Raw genomic sequence first — 21,438 nt, forward strand, 5'->3', positions numbered from 1 at the left:
TGGACCGGGAAACTTCAGTCAGGGCAACCGCAAATGGTCGGACGCGGGCTCAGATGGCAATCCACGCCAGGCGGGGCTCTATCATAATCAATTCCAGGCCGCCCATGTTAGGATGCCACCCCCAACCAGGGCGTTACAGGCAACTAATACTGCCCCCGAGCGGGAAAACTGAGTACACTAAGTAGTACCCCATCTCCGACCTACTATAGTTGCCTGAGGTCTCGCTGGGCTCAACAATTGCTTACGTGGCCGGTCAGCCCAGTTGTCGATAACCTATTTATTGACAATCGTTTCCAACTCGCTGCAAAAGTCAATCCACCCCTGTCATACCACGGAAAAGATCGCAATTATGGCTGCCACGGGTTCGCTCGGAGATTATCCACATTATCGCCCTCGCCGAAATCGGCAGACCGAATGGTCGCGGCGGCTCGTGCGGGAAAACCATCTGACCGTTGACGATTTGATTTGGCCCATCTTCGTCCAACCAGGAAAAGCCACGCGAACGCCCATCGGCTCGCTGCCAGGCGTCGACCGCGTGACCATCGACCTGGCAGTGGAAGAAGCCCAGCGTGCGGCAGAACTGGGCATCCCCGTGATCGCCTTATTTCCTGCGACACCCAGCGAACTGAAGACACCGCAATGCCAGGAAGCGATCAACCCTGATAATCTCGTTTGCCAGACCGTTCGTGCGATTAAAGAACAAGCGCTGAACCTGGGCATCTTGTGCGATGTCGCGCTCGATCCCTATTCCAGCCACGGGCAAGATGGTCTCGTCAAAGATGGCTACGTCGTCAATGACGAAACGATTGAAATGCTGTGCCAGCAGTCGATTGTTCAGGCTCAAGCCGGCTGCGACATCATCGCACCGAGCGACATGATGGATGGACGGATCGGCGCAATTCGCAAAGCGCTCGATCACGACGGCTATCAACACGTCCAGATCATGTCGTATGCGGCCAAGTATGCTTCGGCATTCTATGGTCCCTTCCGCGATGCGGTAGGATCCTCAGGCAGCCTGGGTACCGGTGACAAAAAGACTTACCAGATGGACCCGGCCAATACCGACGAGGCTTTGCGGGAAGTTGCCCTCGACCTGAAAGAAGGAGCCGACATGATCATGGTCAAACCAGGGATGCCCTACCTGGACATTGTGCAGCGGGTAAAAGAAACGTTCCGCCAGCCCACGTATGTCTATCAGGTCTCTGGCGAGTACGCCATGCTGCACGCCGCCGCCGGTAATGGCTGGCTAGACCTCGACAAGACCATGCTAGAAAGCTTGACGGCCTTCAAGCGTGCCGGAGCCGACGGCATCTTAACTTACTTCGCCCCCAAAGCGGCTGAAATACTGAACAACGGTTAGACACTTCACACTCAACGATGGAAACTCTTGCAGCAATGCCTTACGACCTTGCTTCGCGGAGTTTCAAGATTTAGGCTAAACGAGGTGCCTTGAAGCTTTTCATTGCGACAAGGGAACCATCACTTGACGATCAGGTCGATCCTATGTCCTACACGCCAGTTCAACTGTTAGAGAATTGGATTCTGCGTCAGGCCTCCGATGCTGGCCAAGCCTGGCTCGGCTCGCAGCGCGAAGCGGTCACCACCGGTGATCTCAAATCGCTGTACATGGCCTTTGGTTTCGCTCCGCGGAAGATTGGTAAGGCTGATCTCGAGCTAACCGAGCGAGACCTTGGCGACGCCGCCGAAGCTCGGCCAGGCTGGATGCCCCATTCGTGGACAATCGATCAAGCGGCTCGCGTTCTGCTGCTGATATCGCTTCCCTCCGAAGACGACGCGGCTTTTCAAGCGTCGCTGGAGAAACTCTTTCAAACGGCTGAAATCCGCGAACAGGTATGCCTTTACCAAGCCTTGCAGTTGCTCCCTCACCAAGAGCTGTTCGACGATCGCTTGTCCGAAGGCATCCGCACCAACATCAAATCGATCTTCGAGTCGATCGCCCATGACAACCCGCTGCCCATGGAACTGATGTCAGAGCATGCCTGGAATCAGATGATCCTCAAGGCACTGTTCATCGGCGTGGCCTTGGATCCTATCGAAGGGCTCGATCGTCGTGTGAACCCGGAACTGGCGCGGATGCTGATCGACTTCGCGCACGAGCGCCGCGCAGCCAAACGACCGATTCCCGTAGAGTTGTGGCGAGTCGCCGCCCCGTTTGCCGATGAAATAGCACTAGAAGACATGAAAGCACTGTACGCGTCAGGCGAGTTGCTCGAAAAGTCGGCCATAGCACTGGCCTTGGTCGCGACCGCATCTGATGAAGCCGATGTCATCCTGAAAACCAATCCAGATATTGCCAAGCGTGCTGAAAGTGGTGAACTCACCTGGCGCGAAATCGCCCAGCAAGCTTACTAGTGCCAGCATGGCCCCCACGCTTTTGCTGAAAACTGAAATCTGAACATTTAAAACTGACAAACCATGAAATTCATCGACCCCCACATTCACGTTACCTCGCGTACAACCGACGATTACGAAGCGATGGCCAAAGCTGGCGTGGCGGCGATTATTGAGCCGGCATTCTGGCTCGGTCAGCCGCGTACGCACGTTGGTTCATTTCAGGACTATTTCAGTAGCCTGGTCGGTTTCGAGAAGTTCCGCGCGGCTCAGTTTGGTATTCGCCACTACTGCACCATCGGGCTGAACTCGAAGGAAGCCAACAACGAAGCCTTGGCCGAAGAGGTGATGGAGATCATGCCGCTGTTTCTCGCCAAAGAGAACGTCGTGGCGGTTGGCGAAATCGGTTTCGACGACATGACAGCATTGGAAGAAAAGTACCTTCGCATTCAGCTAGAGATGGCGAAGGAAGTCGATTTACCGGTGCTGATTCATACGCCCCATCGCAACAAAAAGCAGGGCACCTATCGCAGCATGGACATCATCGAAGAACACGAGATACCACCCCATTTAGTGGTAATCGACCACAACAACGAAGAGACCTGCGAAGAGGTCCTGCGTCGCGGCTACTGGGCCGCATTCACCATCTACCCCAAGACAAAAATGGGGAATGAAAGAATGGTGGAGGTCGTTAAGAAGTACGGACCAGAGAGAATCATTGTCGATTCCTCCGCCGATTGGGGTGTTTCAGACCCGTTAGCCGTCCCGAAAACTGGCAATTTGATGCTAGAGCGGGGTGTCCCTGAAGAACACGTTGAGCTAACCTGTTATAAGAACGCTTTGGCCGCATATGGTCAGAGCGGTCAGTTCGAGGAATCGGATTGGCTGACCCCAGAACCCATCGATCAACGTACGTTGTTTGAAGGGAATAGCGTTCTGCGGGGTGGCCAAGATCCGCGAGTCGATAAGCCAGAAGACGATCGTATCATTCAATAAGCTCATAACGTCTTCCAGCTTGAAGAGGAACGGCTTCCCGTAAGGGAAGCAACTGAACAGAGACGCTAGGCACCAAAGTAAGGTGAACGCGTTCGGAACCGCGTTTATCTTTCGCTATCCAGAGGCACCCAGCACTTTGCCTTGCGGGTCGCTACGTTTGCGATCCAACAGACTGGACCAGCTTACCTAGGGCGTGTTATGAGCTTTCATCGCAATGGCGCAAGCGACAAGTTGTCGCGCCGCGAGCTTCGTTTTGAGAACTATGAAGATGTTCTCCGCGAGGCCAGAAGTCTTTCTCGGGTGGGTTACCACCGTGTATCCAAGTGGTCGCTTGGGCAAATTTGCGACCACCTATCGCGTTTCATGGATGCGTCGCTCGACGGTTTTCCGCCGGCGCCGTTCTATGCTGCGATTGTTCGACCGATTGCCCGTATGATGTATCTGAGCAAGATCCTCCGGAACGAGCATCTGCCGGCCAAGATGCCAACGCTCAGGGAACTAACCCCTGGGGAATGGGAAGAGGATCAAATGGCGATTCCACAGCTCGAGGCTGCCATCGCTCGTATTACCGATCCGAATGCCCAGTTTGTCCCGTCGCCGCTTTTCGGCAATCTGACGAACGAGCAGTGGCGAAAGGTTCACCTGTGGCACTGCCAGCATCATCTGGAATTCCTTATTCCGGCGGCCAAAGACGCTACTGCCTAGGCAGAACAAACATTGGGTGCCGGCTAGATAGACCACCTTGCGCGGCACAACGAATTGCGCGCTATTCGTTGTGCCGTTATTCAGGTTGATCGCCTTCGGACCTTGCCTTTTGGCATTTGGCGTCGTATCCTGCGCGACAAACCCTGTTGTGTCGTTTCAGGAAAGACCCCATCCATGTCCGAAGATTCGCAACCCCTAGAGCCAGCTTGGCGTCCCCTTTCCAAAATTCAGCGCCGCGTACTGGGCGTGCTGATCGAGAAAGCCAAGACGACGCCAGACTCTTACCCTATGTCCCTGAACGGTCTAACGACCGGCAGCAACCAGAAAAGCAATCGCGATCCTCAGTTGAACGTCGAAAGCTGGGAGATTGAGGAAACCCTAGAGCAGCTCCGCGAAATGGGAGCGGTTGCGGAAGTGCATGGCGATGGTCGTGTCGTCAAATTTCGGCACTATGGTAAAGATTGGCTCGGCTGCGATGGCAACGAGCTCTCCGTGATGGCCGAATTGCTATTACGCGGCCCGCAAACCATTGGCGAGCTGCGCGGACGGGCGGCTCGCATGGGCAAGATTCCGGACATGGGCTCTCTGCAGCCGATCTTGGATGAATTGCAGCGCAAAAAGCTAGTGATTCCTCTTACACCCAAGGGAAGAGGTCAGGTCGTCACACATGCTTTGTTTTCTGAGAAGGAACTGGCCCAACAGCGCACTCAAATGGGCGGCGGTCGGGCTGTTGAATCGGAAGTGGAACCGCCTGATGCGACTTCCATCGCCGAGCCTGTCCAACGCCCGGTGAATCCTACTCCGACGGCTCCTCCGCCTGTTGCTGTAGCATCATCGTCTTCCGATAGTGCTTCAATTGCGCAGCTCCGCGAAGAAGTGGCAACTCTGAAAGCGGAAATTGAACGCATCAAAAAGGACATGGAAGACCTTTGGTCGAACATGACCTGAGAAGAATCACTACGTTCATCCACAACGCATAGTGATCGCCCCTGGCGAACGAGTACCGAGCGACTTTCGCAGCGTTGGGGGCGTCCGAACAACTTCCTTTTCGCCCCCTACCAAAGGTGGCAGAACCTGCTTTGCGCGTTAACGTCTGTTGAAGGTGCGTTTTAGTTTTGACGAATCAGCCAGCGTTCATCGCTGCGCCGATTGCTGACAGCAACGCCCTGATTGAGAATGGCCCTTGCTGTGAAGCGTTCCGCTTGGGTCGACACCGCTATATGCGGTGTCGGCCTTTGTTTTGCGCTACCAGCGAGTCACCGGGACAGCTCGCCCAAAGGGGATTAGTACTCGACCCACTTCCAACCGATGGGAGCTTCCAACTCTTTTTCGGCGAAGTAAGCCCACGGCGTGTCGGGATGCTCCTTGATGACACGCTCTAGGTACTCTTTGGCCTGTAGCCGTGTTTTTTCCAGTCGGCTACCAGCTTCTTCCAGCGTATCGGCTGGCTCTAGGTTCCACGTGTTATGCGAAGGATCCTCGAACTTTCTGCCCCCCTTCAAGATCGCCAGCATCTGGTTGTAACCATCGACGCGTGCTTTGACGGCAGCGGCTCGGCCTAGGGCTAGGTCATAGCTGGCCTGCCATCGCTTATCGGTGATTTTATCGCGGTCCTTCTCCCCATCGGCTAGAGGATCGTAGATAGCGTTCACGAGCGGCTCTAAGCGAGCGGCGGTACGCTGGGCCCCATCCAAAGCGTTCTTCAGACGGGCTTCGTCTTCCACCACAAACTGCGAAGCAGGATAGGTCATCGCTTCGACTTCACCTTGCGATGCCGCACGATGCAGCGCGGCGAGTGCCTTGTTCTCGGCCAGCTTGGCTTGATACTGGGCGTCGGTCAGGTACTGCGGAGGATACTTACGCATGACCTCGTCCTCGAATCGAATCGCACTGCCGGGCCAAGCGGCCGAGCGGAGTCGGGACAAGAGAAACGATCCACGCGTTTGATAGGCAAGATAGGTCAAACCGAAGGGACCGTACCCGCTATCGACGTCGTCGCCGCCAAATCCGCCGCTGTTAAACTTCATATCAACACGCTGCGAATAGCGTGTTTCAGGCCCCTGAAGCATCGCAGGCATCCCGTCGGCTCGCGATTCCTGCGGAGCAACTTCCGCCATCATGCGTCCCATCGGGGCTGGCACACCAATCGCATAGATTCGCACACCGGTCGCGTTAGCCTTTTCCACCACGGCATCGACCTGCTGCCAGTCATCGCCGGCCTCGTCGGTAACAATCACCACCATCAGTTCGCGAGCTTGCTGCTGCTTGATTGGGCCATACTTGTCCAACACCTGGCTAATTGTCTCGAAGGTTGATTCCTTGCCGGAATTGTCGACCTCAATCGCAGAGAGCTTGCCGATCACCTGGCTAAAGTCGGTGGTAGGCTGCTCGAGCACGAAATTCGTTTTCTCGCCGAAGCTGACAATAGCCGTCGAGAGACTTTCAGCCGACTTGCCATCGGGAAGGCCATTGGTTTGAAAGTCGGTGTAAAGCTTCTTCGCGGCGTTTGCCCAAGAGCCTCGCATCTCGGAAGCACTCAAAGTCGAGTCTACAACCCACACGATCAACGTCGGCGCGAAGTCAATGCTGCTGGCGATTTCTGTTCGCAAACGCTCGACGTTCTCCTCGACGCTCGCATTCGCTCCGACCGACTTGCCACCTGTGTTAAAGCGGCTGGTACCACCGCCTCGCAGCGAGGTCGTGCGAATCATGGTGCTGCGTGCCTGGGCTTCCTTAGACTGAGCCGGCTTGGAATCGGCCTTCGGTTTGGCAGCCGGCTTCACAGCAGGAGCCGCCGCTTGCTTGGGCTGATTCTTTGCCAAGGGATTGCGAAACTTAACGTTTTCACCGCAACCAGCCACCAACACCACGCCCATCAGCGTCGCGGAGATCCATCCCAATGCGGCGTTCTTCAGATTATTCTTACGGCGTGGCATATCTGCAGGGGCTCCCAAGCAAGAGAAATTACGACCGGACGAACCGACTTTTCATTCTACCCCTCATTTCAGTCGGGTCGAGTCGATGTCCAAGATTCCCACGGACAGCCCCCGCTACGGCACTGGTTGTCTAGGGACTGGCAATCGAAACGATTATTCGAAACAATAACGCGCATCGAATACGAAATAGGATTTTTTCATGACATCTGAGCAAACCCTCACCGGAAAACGAATTCTCATCTTCGTCGGTGATATCTATGAAGATCTCGAACTGTGGTATCCCCACCTTCGCTTGCAAGAGGCCGGCGCCGAAACCGTTCTCGCGGGCCTCAAAGCGGGGGAAACCTACGACGGCAAGCACACCTACCCTGCGAAAGCCGATGTAGCGATCTCGGACGTCGATCCCAGTACGTTCGACGGAGTGGTTTGCCCCGGGGGCTTCATGCCGGACAAGCTCCGCCGCGAAGACAAAGTGAAAACGATCATCCGCCACTTCCACGAAAAAGGCCAGCTGGTGGCTGCGATCTGCCATGGGGGTTGGCTCTTGGCTTCCGCCGGTATCTGCCGCGGTACCAAGCAAACAGGTTCGCCAGGTATTCAAGACGACATGGTCCATGCCGGCGTCACCTGGGAAGACGCGGAAGTTGTCGTCGATGGCCACATTGTCACCAGTCGTCGGCCTGACGATCTGCCGGCGTTCTGCCGAGCGCTCATTGACGTGCTGGAGAAACAAGCCTCATGACGCTCGCCCATTTGACGATCGCCACGCCCGATTCCGCCTCGACGGCGCAGTTCCTGCAACAGGTCTTCGACTGGCCGGAAGTCCATCGCCCTGGCAATGTCGACCCATCCACTTACTGGCTCGACATCGGCCAGGGACAACAGGTCCACGTCCTTCAAGTCGATGGCTTCGAAGTGTCTGCATTCGAGCAAGAATTCGGTCGACACTTCGCTTTTTTCTTTTCTGCTGCCAAACTCGAGACAATACGTCAGCGATTAACCGAGAGAAACGTGGAAGTTATTCCACCGATTCGCCCGACTCCTTTTGAGCGTTTCTTTTTTCGAGATCCCAACGGTTACATGTTCGAAGTGATCGACCAGGACAAGTTCGTCCAAGAGAAATAACATGACGGTACTGCAGTGAAAGCAACGGATTGCCAAAATGTTCACGGATGGACGTCGCTGCAGAAAAACTTCTTGGCAGCACTGCTGGTCGCTATTTTTCTTTTTCAGCTTGCGTTGATGCGCCAGGGACATGACTGGGGTGGTGACTTCGCCCAGTACTTGAGTCATGCTCTCAACCTGGCCACATTTCAAGACTACGCCGACACCGGGTACATCTATAACCCCGATGCGGCAGTCATTGGACCACGTGCTTATCCGCCCATCTTCCCGCTATTTCTGGCACCGATCTACGCGATCTTTGGCGTCGACTTCACGGCGTTTCGTGTTGCGATACTGGTGCTCTTCGTCGCGATGGTGGCTATTTCAACGAGCTTATTCGCACGACGACTTTCGGCATGGCCGTCCCTTTGCCTGGCCGGTCTGCTAGGCTTTTGCCCAATATTTTGGGACTTTAATCAGCAAGTTATCTCAGAACATCTCTTCATGCTGTGGTGGATGCTCACCTTTTGGGTCTATCAACGCTACCGTGGAAATTTCGACCAACCTTCCCAGCACTTCGGTCCGGCAATCGTGACCGGCCTGCTCATCTATCTTGCTGTTGGCACGCGGACCGTCGGCATCGTCTTGCCCCCTGCCCTGCTGCTGACCGAGTTCCTCGTTTATCGTCGTTTGACTCGCTATGCCGTGGTAAGCATCACGGCAGCGATTGTATTTTATGCAATCCAAAAATTCCTGCTGCCAATCGGTGGCTCTGGTTACCTCGATCAACTCTCCGAGATCAACTTTCATTCGCTTACTTCCAATTTTTTTGCAGACTCTATCTCCTTTCTTTTCATCTGGAAGAACGGGCACCTCAATTGGCTTGCCGCAGCGACCGGATTTGGTTTGAGCCTGATCGGTATCACCGGCTTCCTAAAAGAAAGCTGGCCCAGGCCGCAACTCTTGTCGATCGCAACCGTTTTCTATTTTCTGCTAGTCGTGCTTTGGCCCGGAGCAAACGGCATTCGCATGATTTGGCCTCTGCTTCCCGGCTTTCTGTTTTGGATTTTGTTTGCCCTGGAAAACGTTCCGTTATCCACTCGATGGCGATCGATCTGCTTGACCGGCTTTGTCGTCTTTACACTCGCCTGTTATGCCGGCAAGTACAGCTCTTCAGAATTCGGACCCATTGCTGGGCCCGAGAGCCCATCGGCGAGAGAATTGTTTGCCGAAGTTACCAAGAGCGTGAAGCCAGAAGAGTCGTGCCTGTTCTTTAAACCACGCGTACTAGCTTTTTATACGCAACGACACTCGGTCGGGTATCCGATCGACCTCAATCACCCATCATTAAACCGCACGCTGGAACAGGCCCAGGCAGACGTTGTCATCACACAAAGCGAGCAGCTTCCAGAACTCGAGCAGTTGCTGCAGCAAGACGGCTTTCAAATCGAATGGTCGAACGTCGACTATCAACTGTGGCGAAAGAAAGACGCGTCTTAGACCGTCGCCGGTTAGTTTTGCTGTTCGAGCAAAACCTCTCGCACCAAGTAACGCAGGCGGGGCTCTGCGGCTTGTGCGGCACGAATGACGTCGTACTTGCCGACGCTTCCCAGATTATCTGGCAGGCAGATATTGGTCACTGTCGAAAGGGCCAGGACTCGCAAGCCAACCTGGGCAGCGACGATCGCCTCGGGCACCGTGCTCATGCCAACCACGTCGGCCCCAATCTTTTTGAGAAAACGGTACTCGCTCCGCGTTTCGTAGTTCGGCCCGGTCATGGCCGCATAGACGCCGCGATGGTGCCGAATTCCTTCTCGCCGGGCAATGCGTGCTGCCGCGTCGAGCAGCCGCTTGTCGTAAGGACTCGACATATCCGTAAAACGCTGGCCAAGATTCGGATCGCCATGCCCGGTGAGAGGATTACGCCACATGAAGTTGAGGTGATCTTCCATCAACATGATATCCCCGCTTTGATAAAACGGATTCATGCCGCCGCTGGCATTGCTGACCACCAGAATACTGGCCCCCAGGGCCTTCATCACACGCACCGGTAAGGTAATCGTTTCTAACGAGTACCCTTCGTAAACATGAAAACGGCCCTCCATGACCAAGACTGGGACAGTGCCCAGTCGTCCACATACGAGTCGCCCTTTATGACTCAGGGCAGTAGAAGATGGAATGTGCGGTAGGTCTTCGTAGTCGATCGTGACTTCGACATCGACGCCGTCGGTCAGCGTACCGAGCCCGGTCCCTAATATGATCCCGGCCAAAGGACGTTCGTTCCATCGACGCCGAATGGCAGCAGCCAAATCTTCGACCTGGGCTTTAAGCTTGAACAAGCATTAACTCCTGTCCCCTCGCCGCTGCTCTCGCTCACCGAGGGCAAGTGGCCAACCGTGTACCAGCGTCGCCCCTGAATCCAGCCCTCTCCCCTAAGGGGCGAGGGAACCAGGGGAACAAATCGCTCGCTGTGCCGTTACTTTCCGGCGTACTCCGCCAGTACACCTTTAACGAGCGTTCGCAGCTTGGGTTCTGCCTTGTTCGCGATCGCGATGATTTCCGAAACATCGGCCGGCTTCAACGCATCGGGCAGGCACAGATCGGTAACAATCGAAAAACCGACCGTCTTCAGCCCGCAGTGAACCGCCACAATGACCTCAGGGACGGTGCTCATGCCGACAAGGTCTGCGCCGATGGCTCGGAGGAAACGATACTCGGCTCGCGTTTCCAGGTTCGGGCCAGCGACGGCCACGAAAACACCCCGATGCGCGACGATGTCTTCCTTGCGGGCAATCCCCAGGGCCTTTTCGATCAGCTCGTGATCGTATGGGGCACACATATCCGGGAAGCGTGGTCCGAGGCGATCGTCGTTAATCCCGATCAGCGGGTTGTCGCCCATCAAGTTAATGTGATCGTCGATCAGCACGATATCGCCGCAACTGTGAAACGGGTTCATGCCGCCAGCCGCGTTCGAGCAAAGCAGCAGTTCCGCACCCAGGGCCTTCATCACACGCACCGGCAGGGTAATCTGCTTGAGCGAGTACCCTTCGTACATATGGAAACGGCCTTCCATCGCCACGACTGGAACTCCACAGAGCATCCCGCAAACCAAACGCCCGCGATGACTGGTTGCCGTGGACGCTGCGAAGTGAGGAATCTCGGTGTATTCGAACGAAGCTTCCTCTTCGATCTCTTCCACCAGGCCGCCCAGCCCGGTACCCAGGATGATGCCCGCCTTGGGCGTCTTATTCCATTTCGCTTGGATAACTTTCAGCGCGTCCTGGATTTTGTCGTATAGATCGAGCATGTGCGGGAGTTCCCGTTTTGAACTGGTCAGATGGGCAAACGTAGCCCCCGATTATGCCACGTTCCCTTCGAGCGACAAGTCCCGGCATGATATCGAGAGGAGATGAAGTCGGTGATTAAACCCGAACGCGATCGAAGTCGACGGCGAACTGGGCGCGTGAAAAGAGAATACCTGCGTCGTCTTCCGAAACACGTCCGTACAGACTTCCATCAAAAACGGGGAACTCCTTACGCTGGCCATCTTCAAACTCGAAGGTTACAAAGTAAGCCGTGCTGGCAGAACGATCGCCGCTTCCGCCAGAAACTTGGGTGCGTTTGCCAGCGACGATTGCCGGTACGGCTTCCACCTTACCGTCACGCATCGACTGGAATCGCTGGAACATCTTGATGGCTATAAACACGCCAAACGCGAACATACCAATCGGCACGATCCCCATACAAAGCGGCAAGATCGAAAAGGGAAATCCTCGTCCACTAAAGCTGAAAACGCCGCCCACCCCAATTGCCATCGCCGCAATAAAGAGCGTACCGCCACAAAACATCACGAAAAAGACACCCAGAAATACCATCTGCCCGACGCCCGGCTTGGGCAGTTTCTCGATGCGCTGCGGCGAGAGACGATCGCCATAGTGCGAAGACTGCTTGATGCGTCGAAAAATGTCCTGATCGTGCTGCTGACTCGGTGGCGTGGTGCTGACTCGGTGGCGTGGTGCTGACTCGGTGGCGTGGTGCTGACTCGGTGGCGTGGTGCTGACTCGGTGGCGTGGTGCGTGAACCGCAATATTCACACGTCAACGAGTCGTCCGGCAAACTCGCTCCACAACTGGGGCACTTCATAACGCTGGGGACTCCTGATCGACAATCGATTAAGCAGACACGGTGCAAGCGGGTATTCGTCTCAAGTTAGCGAATATTGCGACCCGATTCGATGACAGGCCCCGATTTTTAGCTCTCGGAGCGTTATACTGGCGAAAGCGAATCGACTCTGTATCACCCTAATGACATGCCTGATCGGATGACCGAAGCGGAAACATCTCAGCTAGAAATTCATCACGATGTCCCCTGCCCTGGTTGTGGATGCTTGTGCGATGACTTGACGATCGGACTCGCCAACGGCGAAGTCAAATCGATCGAACCAGCATGCGCGATGGCGTCGGCATACTACCGGCAGAAGCACGTTAGCTTGGCCGACTGTCGGGTCGACGGCCAGGCGGCCACCATGCCCGAGGCATCGCTACGTGCGGCCGAGATCCTTCGCGCCGCTAAGGCCCCCCTCTTTTTCGGACTGGGCGAAACGTCGAGCGAAGCCGTGCGCCGCACCCTCGACTTGGCCGATCGTGTCGGTGGAATCGTCGATGCCTCGCATCCAACCTTTTACGATCCGACCGGGCGTACGATTCAAACGACGGGGCTTGTGACATGCTCGCTGGGTGAAATCCGTCAACGTGCCGATCTGGTGATCTTCTGGGGATGCGATCCGCAGACAACCCACTTGCGTCACTGGCAGCGTTACAGCGTCGAAGCTTCCGGCCGCTTTGTACCCGGCGGAAGAAGCGATCGCACTCTGGTGGGTATCGGTAGCCAAAACAAAACAACCGACGCCTGCGATGCGTTCATCCCTCTCGACCCGTCGCAGCAAATCGCGGCGCTGCATTACCTGATCTCGCTGGCTCAAGAGAAACCAACCAATCACGAAGTGCTTGATGAAACAATGCCCGACGCGGCTCAAGGTCTTGGGCGGCTGTACCAGCAAGTTCGCGACTCTAAGTACTTTGTCTTTGTGCTAGGAGACGCGTTTCTCCGCCGCGAAGCTGGCCGGATTCCGCTGGAACTGCTCGCCCAATTCGTGCGACCGATGCATGAACAAACCCGCGGGGCGATTTCCATCTTGCGGCCCGGTCCCAACTGGGTTGGTGCTGGGGGCGTGGTCGCTTCTCGCACCGGTTACCCAGGCAGTGCCGCGTTGACACAAGGAATTCCTCAATTCGACCCCGATAACCTCTCGGCAGCCAAGCTACTCACACAGAACCGTGTCGATGCGGCCGTGCTGTGGGAAGGTCCGTGGCTTTCGGATTTAACAGAGGTCGCCCGGAACGCGCTGGCGAAAATTCCGACGGTTGTTTTCGGGCATCGCCCTTTGGCAACCGACTTCACGCCCAGCGTATTTATGCCGATTAAGAGACCCGGCTTTTCCGATGACGGAACGATGTCTCGCATGGACGATATGCCGCTGCCGGTTCGAGCATTAACTCAGGAAGATCTACCGTCGGCAGATGCAGCAGTTCAGGCCATTTTAGAGAAGATTGCGACCTGACTAAGAAAGGGATCGCAACCCTAAGGTAAAAGGGCAATCGTAAAACCAATTCCGTAGACCAATGCGTGGATCACGAGAAACGTGGCGTATTGGCGAACTTCCGGTTTCTGGGCAAGCTGAGTAACAGGACGCAATGCGATCTCCTTTTCAAGGAAAAATTCCGTGGGAAGCCATTTCCTTAAAATCGCTTCCTGGGGGGTAGGAATCGCGTCCTGCGACATGGCGAATGGTGGGTTTCTGTGTGCCTGTTCCACTATAGGTGTGTGCGTCTGCAAGTTAAGGCCCTTTCACAAATCAATCGTAATATTTCTGTAAACGACTTCGCTTTCGTACTCTTACACCAAGTTTGCAACTTGGTCTTCCTACGAAAAACGCTGAATTTGCCCCGATTTTTCCACTCGCAAGGGGGAATATCCTGCACTTAGCGGCAACGTGCATGAACCATCAAATTCAGACCTTCGTGTTGGACTCGTGGCGAATCCCGTCACTCTCGAAATGAGAAGCAAAGGGATTATCGCGTCAAAGCGAAGCCTGTTGCGGAAAATCAACACGCGATTGCCATTTTTTGAATTCGAGAAAGCGGGAGACCTACACAGCAATGCGTGCCCACCCAATCAGGATGAAACAGCCAAGCTGGGCAGGTATAATAAGCCGACCACCCCCTCCTCACTTTCCGCAAAGGTACGATCCTCATGATGTTCACTCGTCGTCACTTTCTAGCCACAGCTTCGGCAGCGGTCGCCGCGACTGCCATTCCTGTCCGTAGTGTGTGGGCCAAATACGATCCCGATCGTTTTCCCGGATTCAAGGTCGGGCTGCAAAGCTATTCGCTGCGCGGCTTCGACGTCGACAAAGCCATTAATACTGCCGGCGAACTAGGCTGCGCTCACCTCGAGTTTTATGGCGGCCATTTCTCAACGAATTCTTCCGCCGAACAAATCGCCGCGATGAAGAACAAGATGGCCGACCACGGCATGATCATGCTGGGCCACGGCGTCCACAGCTTCGGCAAGGACCACGCCAAGAACGAGGCCCTCTTCAAGTTCGCTAAGGCCGCCGGTATCAAGAACCTTTCCGCTAACCCATCACCCGATGCGTTTGAAAGCTTGAACAAATTGGTCGACCAATACGACGTCCGTATTGCCATTCACAACCACGGTCCGTCGCATCGCTATAACACGGCCCTCGATGTCCTGAATGCGGTCAAAGATCATGATCCTCGCATCGGTGCCTGTGCCGACCTGGGCCACTTCATTCGCAGTGGAGAAGACCCTGTAGAAGTGATCCGCTTGCTAAAGGGTCGCCTGTTCGGCATCCACCTGAAGGACTTCGCCGAACAAAAGGATCGCACCGAAGGGGTCATCTTGGGCAAGGGGCATCTCGACGTCGTGGGTGTCATCCGCGCTCTGAAACAGGTCGACTTCCCAGCCGATGGCTGCCTGTCGCTAGAATACGAAGAGAACCCAAAGGATCCGGTCGCAGACATTCGTCAATGCCTGGACATCACTTCTGAGGCCTGCAAAACGGCCGCCTCGTAAGGTTCCGAGCAATCGACCTTCAGGCCGCCGATGGATGTGACCTCGGCGGTCTTTTTTATTGGATCGATGCCAACTTCTTATCCAAACGCTTCTGCAGTTCTGCCAGCGTATCTGCCTGCTTGCGATCTTGTGCCAAGTTATGAAACTGCTGCGAGTCGTTCTGCATGTCATAAAGTTCCACATCACCATTGGCGTACCGTATGTAAGCCCAGCGAGCGGTTCGTAGCAGGTGGTCGTTTCGGCCTCGCAGCGTGTAAACCTCGTCGTGAATTATCGACTGTGGGTCGCTCCACGCCGGCGTTAAACTCTTTCCTTGCACATGGGTCGGAATGCTCAGCCCGCATAGCTCGGCGAGCGTCGGGTAGATATCGATCTGCTGGCTTAACGCTGTCGTAATCGCCGCGTCCTTGCCAGGCACACGGACGATCAACGGGATTCGCGTCGATTCTTCGTGCAGGCTCATCTTCTGCCAAAACTCATGCTCGCCCAGATGATAACCGTGGTCAGCAGTGAAGACGACGATCGTGTTCTTATCCAATCCCAACCGATCGACCGCAGCGACCATCTTGCCTACCTGGGCATCCATGAACGTGACCGAGGCATAATAAGCTTCCAGCACCTTCTGCTTCTTGAGCTTTGTATCGAGCCCGCTGCCACGGCTGTTCTTTACCATGCCTGCCTTGGGGATATCTTCCCAGTCGCCGTCCAATTGTTCAGGCAGCGTCATCTGTTGGGCTGGGTACTGCTCGAAGAAAGACGCCGGTGCGACCAACGGCACGTGCGGTCGAACCAGGCCAACCGCCAGGAAGAATGGCTGCTTGTCCTTGGCCCGAGCTTCGAGGATTTCGATCGCTTTGGCCGACGCTTTCATGTCGGCCTGCTCGGCACCATCGCCTGGCGTTTTTACCACATAAAACGCACCCCCATAGCCCAGTCCATAGTGCACATCGCGCTGAGGGTCCGGCTTCAATCGCTCACGCGTCAGGTGTGTGTGCTCTCCTTCGCTCCACTGCTCTGGGGCCTGACAGTTGAACCGCTCGGTCCACGAGGCGGCATGATCCGGCCCATCGACACCGGCGGTAATGTCGCCCGGCACACGCATGTGATAGATCTTGCTCACGCGGGCCGTGTAGTAACCGTTGTCTTTAAAATGCTGAGCCAGCGATGGCCGATCGCCGAGGTTCTTGGTGAACTTCTCCGACGCTCCATTCGAGGTCACCCCAATCGCCTGAGCATACATGCCTGACATGAGCGCAGCCCGCGAAGGCCCACACACCGGGTACTGCGTGTAAGTCCGCTCAAACTTCATCCCCTGCGAAGCCAACGCATCGATATTGGGCGAACGACACTGCTGGTTGCCGAAACACCCGAGCGATTGACTACCGAGGTCATCGGAAATGATGAACAACACATTGGGCTTCTCGGCCCGACTAACCTGCCCGAAGAATGCGAGAAGAAGAATCGCACAGCAAGTGGTGAAAACAGGACGCACGGCAGGCATGATGTCTCCGACAAAAAAAGGGGCGAGGAGGGTTGCTGGCAATTATAGACTGTGTTAGCCGCCGTATCGAATGTTCTTCAGCGACGGGCGCATTCACTGGGCCTCGATCAGCCTCCGTTCATTTTCGCACCCAACCTGGCCGGCGAGAACGCCCGGAGACTTTGATAAAAGAAGGTCGGAATCGCGGACTTCGCTTAGAAACTACGGACGCCGCAAAGATAACGCGTCGCGTACGATTACGATTCCCGAGGCAACACCTTGGACGCAGCCAGGCGCCACAGACCTACTGGCCCCCCTGCACAGCTCGGAAACATCATCGGCCCCCAAGAGACAGGCCTTCCATGGCTATTTGGTCAAATGGAAGTCGATGGTGTTGTCCCCTTCTTGCACGTTCGCTTGCAAGCCAGATTGGGCTTCGGAACTATAGTGAAATGGGATCAACGGTCGGGCAGGATGTTCCGGTCCTCGGTCCTCGACGGCACTGATCATTACGCGGTACGAACCGACGGGAATGTTCTGGCCATACTCTTTGGTTTCGGCCTGGTAGGTGCCGTCAGGTTGGATGGTCCCCTGCGCGTAGCCTAAGCCCTCTTGCTCTGGGACCAGAATCACGGTGCCGGTCATCAAGGGCTTGTCGTTATAGGTGACGCTGCCGGTGACCTTGCCCGACGGCGGGCCGCCGGGACCACAGCCGACGGTAAACGTGCAGACAAAAACACAAAGTAGCAAACCGAAGGAATATTTCGTCATGAGCATAGATCTCTTGGTAATGCGAGAGGACTGGCAACTGCAATACCATCGCCGCGCATGCGGACGATGGTATCGCCTTGATCTTCAGACCGATTTAGTCTTCCGAGATCACTTCGCCGTTGCTGCGAGTGGCCATTCTCTTGAGCAAGCTCAGCGGCATCGTCTCGGTCAGAAAACTAACGCTTCCGTCGCACATTAGGAACATGGCCCCGCCTGGGTGTTCGCTCGTGTAAGGCGTCGTCGAGGTAATGAAGTCACCAGTGTAGTTGATCGGGAAGTTGACCGTTTTATGGTCGATCGTCAGCCACGATGTTCCGTAGTCGAAGAAGCCAAACGTCCAGGGCTTAATGCCACCCCAGCCGGTCACCATGTAGGCATTAGTCCACTGGCGCGACTTCGAGGTTTCGCCCAGCAGCATGGTGTTGGTCGTGCCATCGGTAATGTCGCGGAACTTCGATTTGCTGCCGGGATACATAATGCCAGATCGGCTGTAGTAACGACTCGAATCACTACTGCCGGTATCGAGATCGACATCGAACGAGCCTGAGTTTGCTCGGTAGTGCAGCGAACCTTGCTGCTGGGCATCGGGGAAGTTTCCGCCGGCCGAGTGATCGGAAGCGAGCTCGCCAATGGCCGAAGAAGGACACGTAATCCCAGGCACGGCACCGAAGATGGGGTTATCCGTATCGTGATTTCGGTAAGGGCTACGCGCGGTCAAGTAATTTGGATCGATCGCCTTCATCGCTTCCAAACGCGTGCCTTGTTCGATGAATGGAAAAATACGTGGAACCCAGCCCAACGCATACTGAATGCCGTTGTCTCTGACAGAAATCGGCCCCAGCGGAAAGCCTTGATACGTGTCGTGATAGTTGTGAAACGCAAGGCCGAGCTGCTTCTGGTTATTGCTGCACTGCATCCGGCGAGCCGCCTCGCGGGCCTGCTGAACGGCCGGCAACAGAAGAGCAATCAAAACGCCAATAATGGCAATCACAACCAAGAGCTCAACAAGCGTAAAACCGGAATGACGTTTCATAAAAATAAAACCAATAGAAAGGAAGATCGTGGCGCACAGTGCGATAAGAAGGCAAACGGCTAACCACCAGCATGCCCAATGTCATCCGCCATGACACAATCCATGATACCACGTGGTATCACTTTGGCAAGCGTTTTCTGCTGGATACGGCAACCCGCCCCCCTCAATTGGAATGGCTGCTGCTGCGATTTGAGGGCTAATTCGAGAAAGGAAACCAGGATCGAATCTGTGCCCTTGCTCCTGAGTTTGCCGAGTTTCTTTTGAAAACGCCGAAACTTCAACGCAAGGACTTCGTATTCGATCCGCTCGGATATCGTGGTCAACGACCAAGAGTGAACTGGGTGTCAAAGACCGTCTGCGAATTTGGACAAACCGCAACGATTATCGTGAATGTTGACCGTCGAAGCGAAAAGAAGAAATTTGCAAGTGTGCATGACTTCCGGCGAGCCTTCGGGGAAAGATGGTCGAAACGCCTTCTACCGCAACAACTACGGGAACTAATGCGACATGAGTCGATTGAGACGACACTAAAATTCTACGTCGGACAGGACGCGGAACGCACTGCCGAAATTCTATGGAATGCGATAGCGCAAGGACGAGGGCCGTAAGGAGAAATATCCCTTGTAAGTCGATGCAACAAAGAGTTGAACACCTACGTTTTCCTCTGAACTAACCGATAATCAAGCATACCCTCGGTCAGGGCAGATGGAAGAAGTGAATATGATCAAACTTATACGTTCGACCAACCTGTCGCAAAACTCCCTCAAGCGATACCGGCCTATTATGCATGTGGGCATAGTCGGCGATCGCATATGCATCTGACTCTAGCTCAATACGAGCTCGCAAGTTGTCAATATCTGGTGTGAGCAGACGAAGAGTGACCTGTCCTTCCATCTTGCCTTTTGCGTTAGGGCGACCGTTAAGAGTTTCAACATACCCCACAAATGCCTGAGAACGTGGCTCATCGACTGGACGCAATTTATTAATTAGAGACTCAATTCGCGGGAAGATCTCTCTGGACAAACGGACCGATGTCGGAACGTCGCTAACATGCCTGACTTGTGAGAAGGATGCTGAGATGCGAATAAAAGAGCGATCGCCCTCGGGCTGCATTTCAAGAAGTCCCTCGCACAGGTTTGTGCTCAGAAGTGGAGCATATTCGTCGTCGTTCTCTCGGAGCAATGACTCCGTGTCGCCCGATTCTATTGCCTGTACAAGATGAGAAATTGAACGCATTAATAACGTTGTAACTCGCCGCGTGAACGGGGGCGTATCGAAGAGATCTGGGTCGGACGGCACGGCATCGAGCGGACAAGCGACCATCATGACGAAGCTACCTCGTTCCGTTTGACCAAGGCGACAACTATTGATGAGTTGTTCTGCGTCTCCGAGACTCATTCGACGGTGTAGCCTTGCCGGTCGGATTACACTGCACGCCGATGCAAGGATTGCCTTCTTGACGCCATTCAACAAGGAAAGTGCATGATCCAGTGGCAAGTCACCTGCTGCAGCAGTTTCGCTAGACTCTTGAACACGAAGTATGTCTGCTTCAGGTAAAAGAAGAGCCGAGAGCAGCTCTTCTGGAGAACGCTGTTCGAAACTTGCGACATACGCGATTACCTCAGCCATGCGCATGCTGTAGTCATCCAACTGATACGTCGTTGGAACTAAGATCTGCTCCCGCTTCGAATTTGGTCGCTGATACAAAATTGAATTTGTATCACCCGGAGTCTTAACCGATAACCACCCAGCTGATTTCAAATACTCTCGCACGCGTACGGGTGATACTTTTTGTACGAATTCATCCGGCAGTTTTTGTGCTTCATCAAACAACATAGGGAATACGCTCTCTCCAAGCAAACCGTGAAAGGAGTTCCCGTAATGCGTCTGGAGTTACCAAGTTTGAGTCTGGTAAGTAAATTGTTTGTTCCGTATCGTTAGTGCTTTCGGGTGCGCCATAAAGACTGACCCAATGTGCACATTTCTTCATCGTTAGAGCTGTTTTTGAACACTTCAGCCACTGACTTGAGTCTCTTGGAAGCTGCAAAACAATCAGAATATAGGCGTTCTCAATTTTAACCCTCCGCAGCTTGTCATAGTGAGGCTTCTTGAGCGAATAAGAATAACTTCCGTTTCTATGAGGAAGTGACTTTACTGTAGCTTTCAGTTGCACATCAACTGAGAAGCGGCACACCGGAGCATCACCAAACTCATCATCAACATGAAGAATGGCATCCACCCCCATACCGTCTACATGCCGGTTTGTGATTGAGCACGAGCATCCAACACGGGATGCTACCGCATGCAGAAAGGCATAGCTCAGCTCAGCCTCAATTTCATTTTCTACCAACGGCATGATAGCCTGATTCCCTGATTTTACATTTTGAACAGGCGCTCGTGGCACACATTAGAAGTTTTGTTTTGGAGAATGAATTCGACATTCGAGTATCTTGCGCGACTCCGATACACAATTCTAGGGGGCAGCGGAATACCTCCGTACATATTTGTTGAGCCAGGATTGCCAAAAAGATAAGTCAGGCAGAATGCGACCTAGTAGTCGAATGAGCGTGCGGCTCATTCGACTTGTTCTTGACGATGCTGTGACCTACATAGAGGCTAAGGCCTGGCAATGCATTTCACGAATTTGCAAAAACAACGAGCTGAGAAGTTTGAGTATGCGACTTCTGGATTGCACTAGATGACAAAATCAGTGACAATTCGCGAAGTTCACCGATTTTCAGCGCATAAGAAAACCTCGCAAGTGTTGACACCCACGAGGCTTAAGAAGTGCTCCCTGTTGGAATCGAACCAACAACCTACTGATTAAGAGTCAGTTGCTCTGCCAATTGAGCTAAGGGAGCTTTGCTGTTTTTAGGAGGGCCGTAACCTGGGTTAGGTTCGCG

At 54.5% G+C, this 21,438-nt stretch carries 19 protein-coding genes and 1 tRNA gene; 10 read left to right on the plus strand and 10 right to left on the minus strand.

From position 1 onward, the window contains the following. Positions 1-349: 349 nt before the first annotated feature. From hemB to HOV93_RS00740, 5 genes are all read left to right on the plus strand, one after another. Positions 350-1,360, plus strand: coding sequence for a porphobilinogen synthase (hemB, locus tag HOV93_RS00720; RefSeq protein WP_207394526.1), 1,011 nt, complete (start codon positions 350-352; stop codon positions 1,358-1,360). A gap of 143 nt (positions 1,361-1,503) precedes the next feature. Beyond that, positions 1,504-2,373, plus strand: coding sequence for an EboA domain-containing protein (locus HOV93_RS00725; protein ID WP_207394527.1), 870 nt, complete (start codon positions 1,504-1,506; stop codon positions 2,371-2,373). A 63-nt stretch (positions 2,374-2,436) separates the two neighbouring features. Further along, the gene (locus tag HOV93_RS00730) at positions 2,437-3,348 is read left to right on the plus strand and encodes a TatD family hydrolase (RefSeq protein ID WP_207394528.1); all 912 of its coding nucleotides are present in this window, start codon (positions 2,437-2,439) and stop codon (positions 3,346-3,348) included. A gap of 198 nt (positions 3,349-3,546) precedes the next feature. After that, positions 3,547-4,053, plus strand: a complete 507-nt coding sequence (locus HOV93_RS00735; RefSeq protein WP_207394529.1) for a DUF1569 domain-containing protein — start codon at positions 3,547-3,549, stop codon at positions 4,051-4,053. 174 nt (positions 4,054-4,227) lie between these two features. Beyond that, the gene (locus tag HOV93_RS00740; protein ID WP_207394530.1) at positions 4,228-5,001 is read left to right on the plus strand and encodes a DUF480 domain-containing protein; all 774 of its coding nucleotides are present in this window, start codon (positions 4,228-4,230) and stop codon (positions 4,999-5,001) included. A 335-nt stretch (positions 5,002-5,336) separates the two neighbouring features. Here the strand turns inward: HOV93_RS00740 and HOV93_RS00745 are convergent, their stop codons facing one another. Further along, positions 5,337-6,989, minus strand: a complete 1,653-nt coding sequence (locus HOV93_RS00745; protein WP_207394531.1) for a vWA domain-containing protein — start codon at positions 6,987-6,989, stop codon at positions 5,337-5,339. Positions 6,990-7,188: 199 nt separating this feature from the next. Between HOV93_RS00745 and HOV93_RS00750 the strand changes: the two genes are divergently transcribed. The 3 genes from HOV93_RS00750 (at position 7,189) to HOV93_RS00760 (ending at position 9,593) form a co-directional block, all read left to right on the plus strand. Further along, positions 7,189-7,731 carry a type 1 glutamine amidotransferase domain-containing protein gene (locus tag HOV93_RS00750; RefSeq protein ID WP_207394532.1) on the plus strand — a complete coding sequence of 181 codons (543 nt, stop codon included), beginning with the start codon at positions 7,189-7,191 and terminating at the stop codon, positions 7,729-7,731. Further along, complete coding sequence (locus tag HOV93_RS00755; RefSeq protein WP_207394533.1) at positions 7,728-8,114, plus strand: VOC family protein; 387 nt, start codon at positions 7,728-7,730, stop codon at positions 8,112-8,114. The genes HOV93_RS00750 and HOV93_RS00755 overlap by 4 nt, the downstream gene beginning before the upstream one ends. A gap of 72 nt (positions 8,115-8,186) precedes the next feature. Beyond that, positions 8,187-9,593 (plus strand): ArnT family glycosyltransferase, encoded by a 1,407-nt coding sequence (locus HOV93_RS00760; protein ID WP_207394534.1) that lies wholly within the window; start codon positions 8,187-8,189, stop codon positions 9,591-9,593. 11 nt (positions 9,594-9,604) lie between these two features. Here HOV93_RS00760 and HOV93_RS00765 read toward each other — a convergent pair whose 3' ends face one another. The 3 genes from HOV93_RS00765 to HOV93_RS26285 form a co-directional block, all read right to left on the minus strand. After that, a complete protein-coding gene (locus HOV93_RS00765) occupies positions 9,605-10,432 on the minus strand; it encodes a purine-nucleoside phosphorylase (protein WP_207394535.1) in 828 nt (275 codons plus the stop codon). Positions 10,433-10,569: 137 nt separating this feature from the next. After that, the gene (locus HOV93_RS00770; protein ID WP_207394536.1) at positions 10,570-11,400 is read right to left on the minus strand and encodes a purine-nucleoside phosphorylase; all 831 of its coding nucleotides are present in this window, start codon (positions 11,398-11,400) and stop codon (positions 10,570-10,572) included. Positions 11,401-11,515: 115 nt separating this feature from the next. After that, on the minus strand, positions 11,516-12,187 hold the full coding sequence (locus HOV93_RS26285) for a DUF2500 domain-containing protein (RefSeq protein WP_315853321.1): 672 nt from the start codon (positions 12,185-12,187) through the stop codon (positions 11,516-11,518). A 215-nt stretch (positions 12,188-12,402) separates the two neighbouring features. Between HOV93_RS26285 and HOV93_RS00785 the strand changes: the two genes are divergently transcribed. Further along, positions 12,403-13,713 (plus strand): hypothetical protein, encoded by a 1,311-nt coding sequence (locus tag HOV93_RS00785; protein ID WP_207394539.1) that lies wholly within the window; start codon positions 12,403-12,405, stop codon positions 13,711-13,713. Between the two features lie 692 nt (positions 13,714-14,405). Then, positions 14,406-15,251 (plus strand): sugar phosphate isomerase/epimerase family protein, encoded by an 846-nt coding sequence (locus HOV93_RS00790; RefSeq protein WP_207394540.1) that lies wholly within the window; start codon positions 14,406-14,408, stop codon positions 15,249-15,251. A gap of 55 nt (positions 15,252-15,306) precedes the next feature. Here HOV93_RS00790 and HOV93_RS00795 read toward each other — a convergent pair whose 3' ends face one another. From HOV93_RS00795 to HOV93_RS00820, 6 genes are all read right to left on the minus strand, one after another. Beyond that, positions 15,307-16,752, minus strand: a complete 1,446-nt coding sequence (locus tag HOV93_RS00795) for a sulfatase (RefSeq protein ID WP_207394541.1) — start codon at positions 16,750-16,752, stop codon at positions 15,307-15,309. Positions 16,753-17,097: 345 nt separating this feature from the next. After that, positions 17,098-17,502 (minus strand): hypothetical protein, encoded by a 405-nt coding sequence (locus HOV93_RS00800; protein WP_235989653.1) that lies wholly within the window; start codon positions 17,500-17,502, stop codon positions 17,098-17,100. Positions 17,503-17,596: 94 nt separating this feature from the next. Next, positions 17,597-18,535 (minus strand): DUF1559 domain-containing protein, encoded by a 939-nt coding sequence (locus HOV93_RS00805; RefSeq protein WP_207394543.1) that lies wholly within the window; start codon positions 18,533-18,535, stop codon positions 17,597-17,599. Between the two features lie 696 nt (positions 18,536-19,231). Next, complete coding sequence (locus tag HOV93_RS00810; protein ID WP_207394544.1) at positions 19,232-20,371, minus strand: hypothetical protein; 1,140 nt, start codon at positions 20,369-20,371, stop codon at positions 19,232-19,234. Continuing rightward, positions 20,361-20,891, minus strand: coding sequence for a DUF4365 domain-containing protein (locus HOV93_RS00815; protein ID WP_207394545.1), 531 nt, complete (start codon positions 20,889-20,891; stop codon positions 20,361-20,363). The genes HOV93_RS00810 and HOV93_RS00815 overlap by 11 nt, the downstream gene beginning before the upstream one ends. 432 nt (positions 20,892-21,323) lie before the next feature. After that, positions 21,324-21,396 (minus strand) — tRNA-Lys (locus HOV93_RS00820). Positions 21,397-21,438 lie beyond the last annotated feature (42 nt).

It is taken from the genome of Bremerella alba (assembly GCF_013618625.1).
Lineage (GTDB): Bacteria > Planctomycetota > Planctomycetia > Pirellulales > Pirellulaceae > Bremerella > Bremerella alba.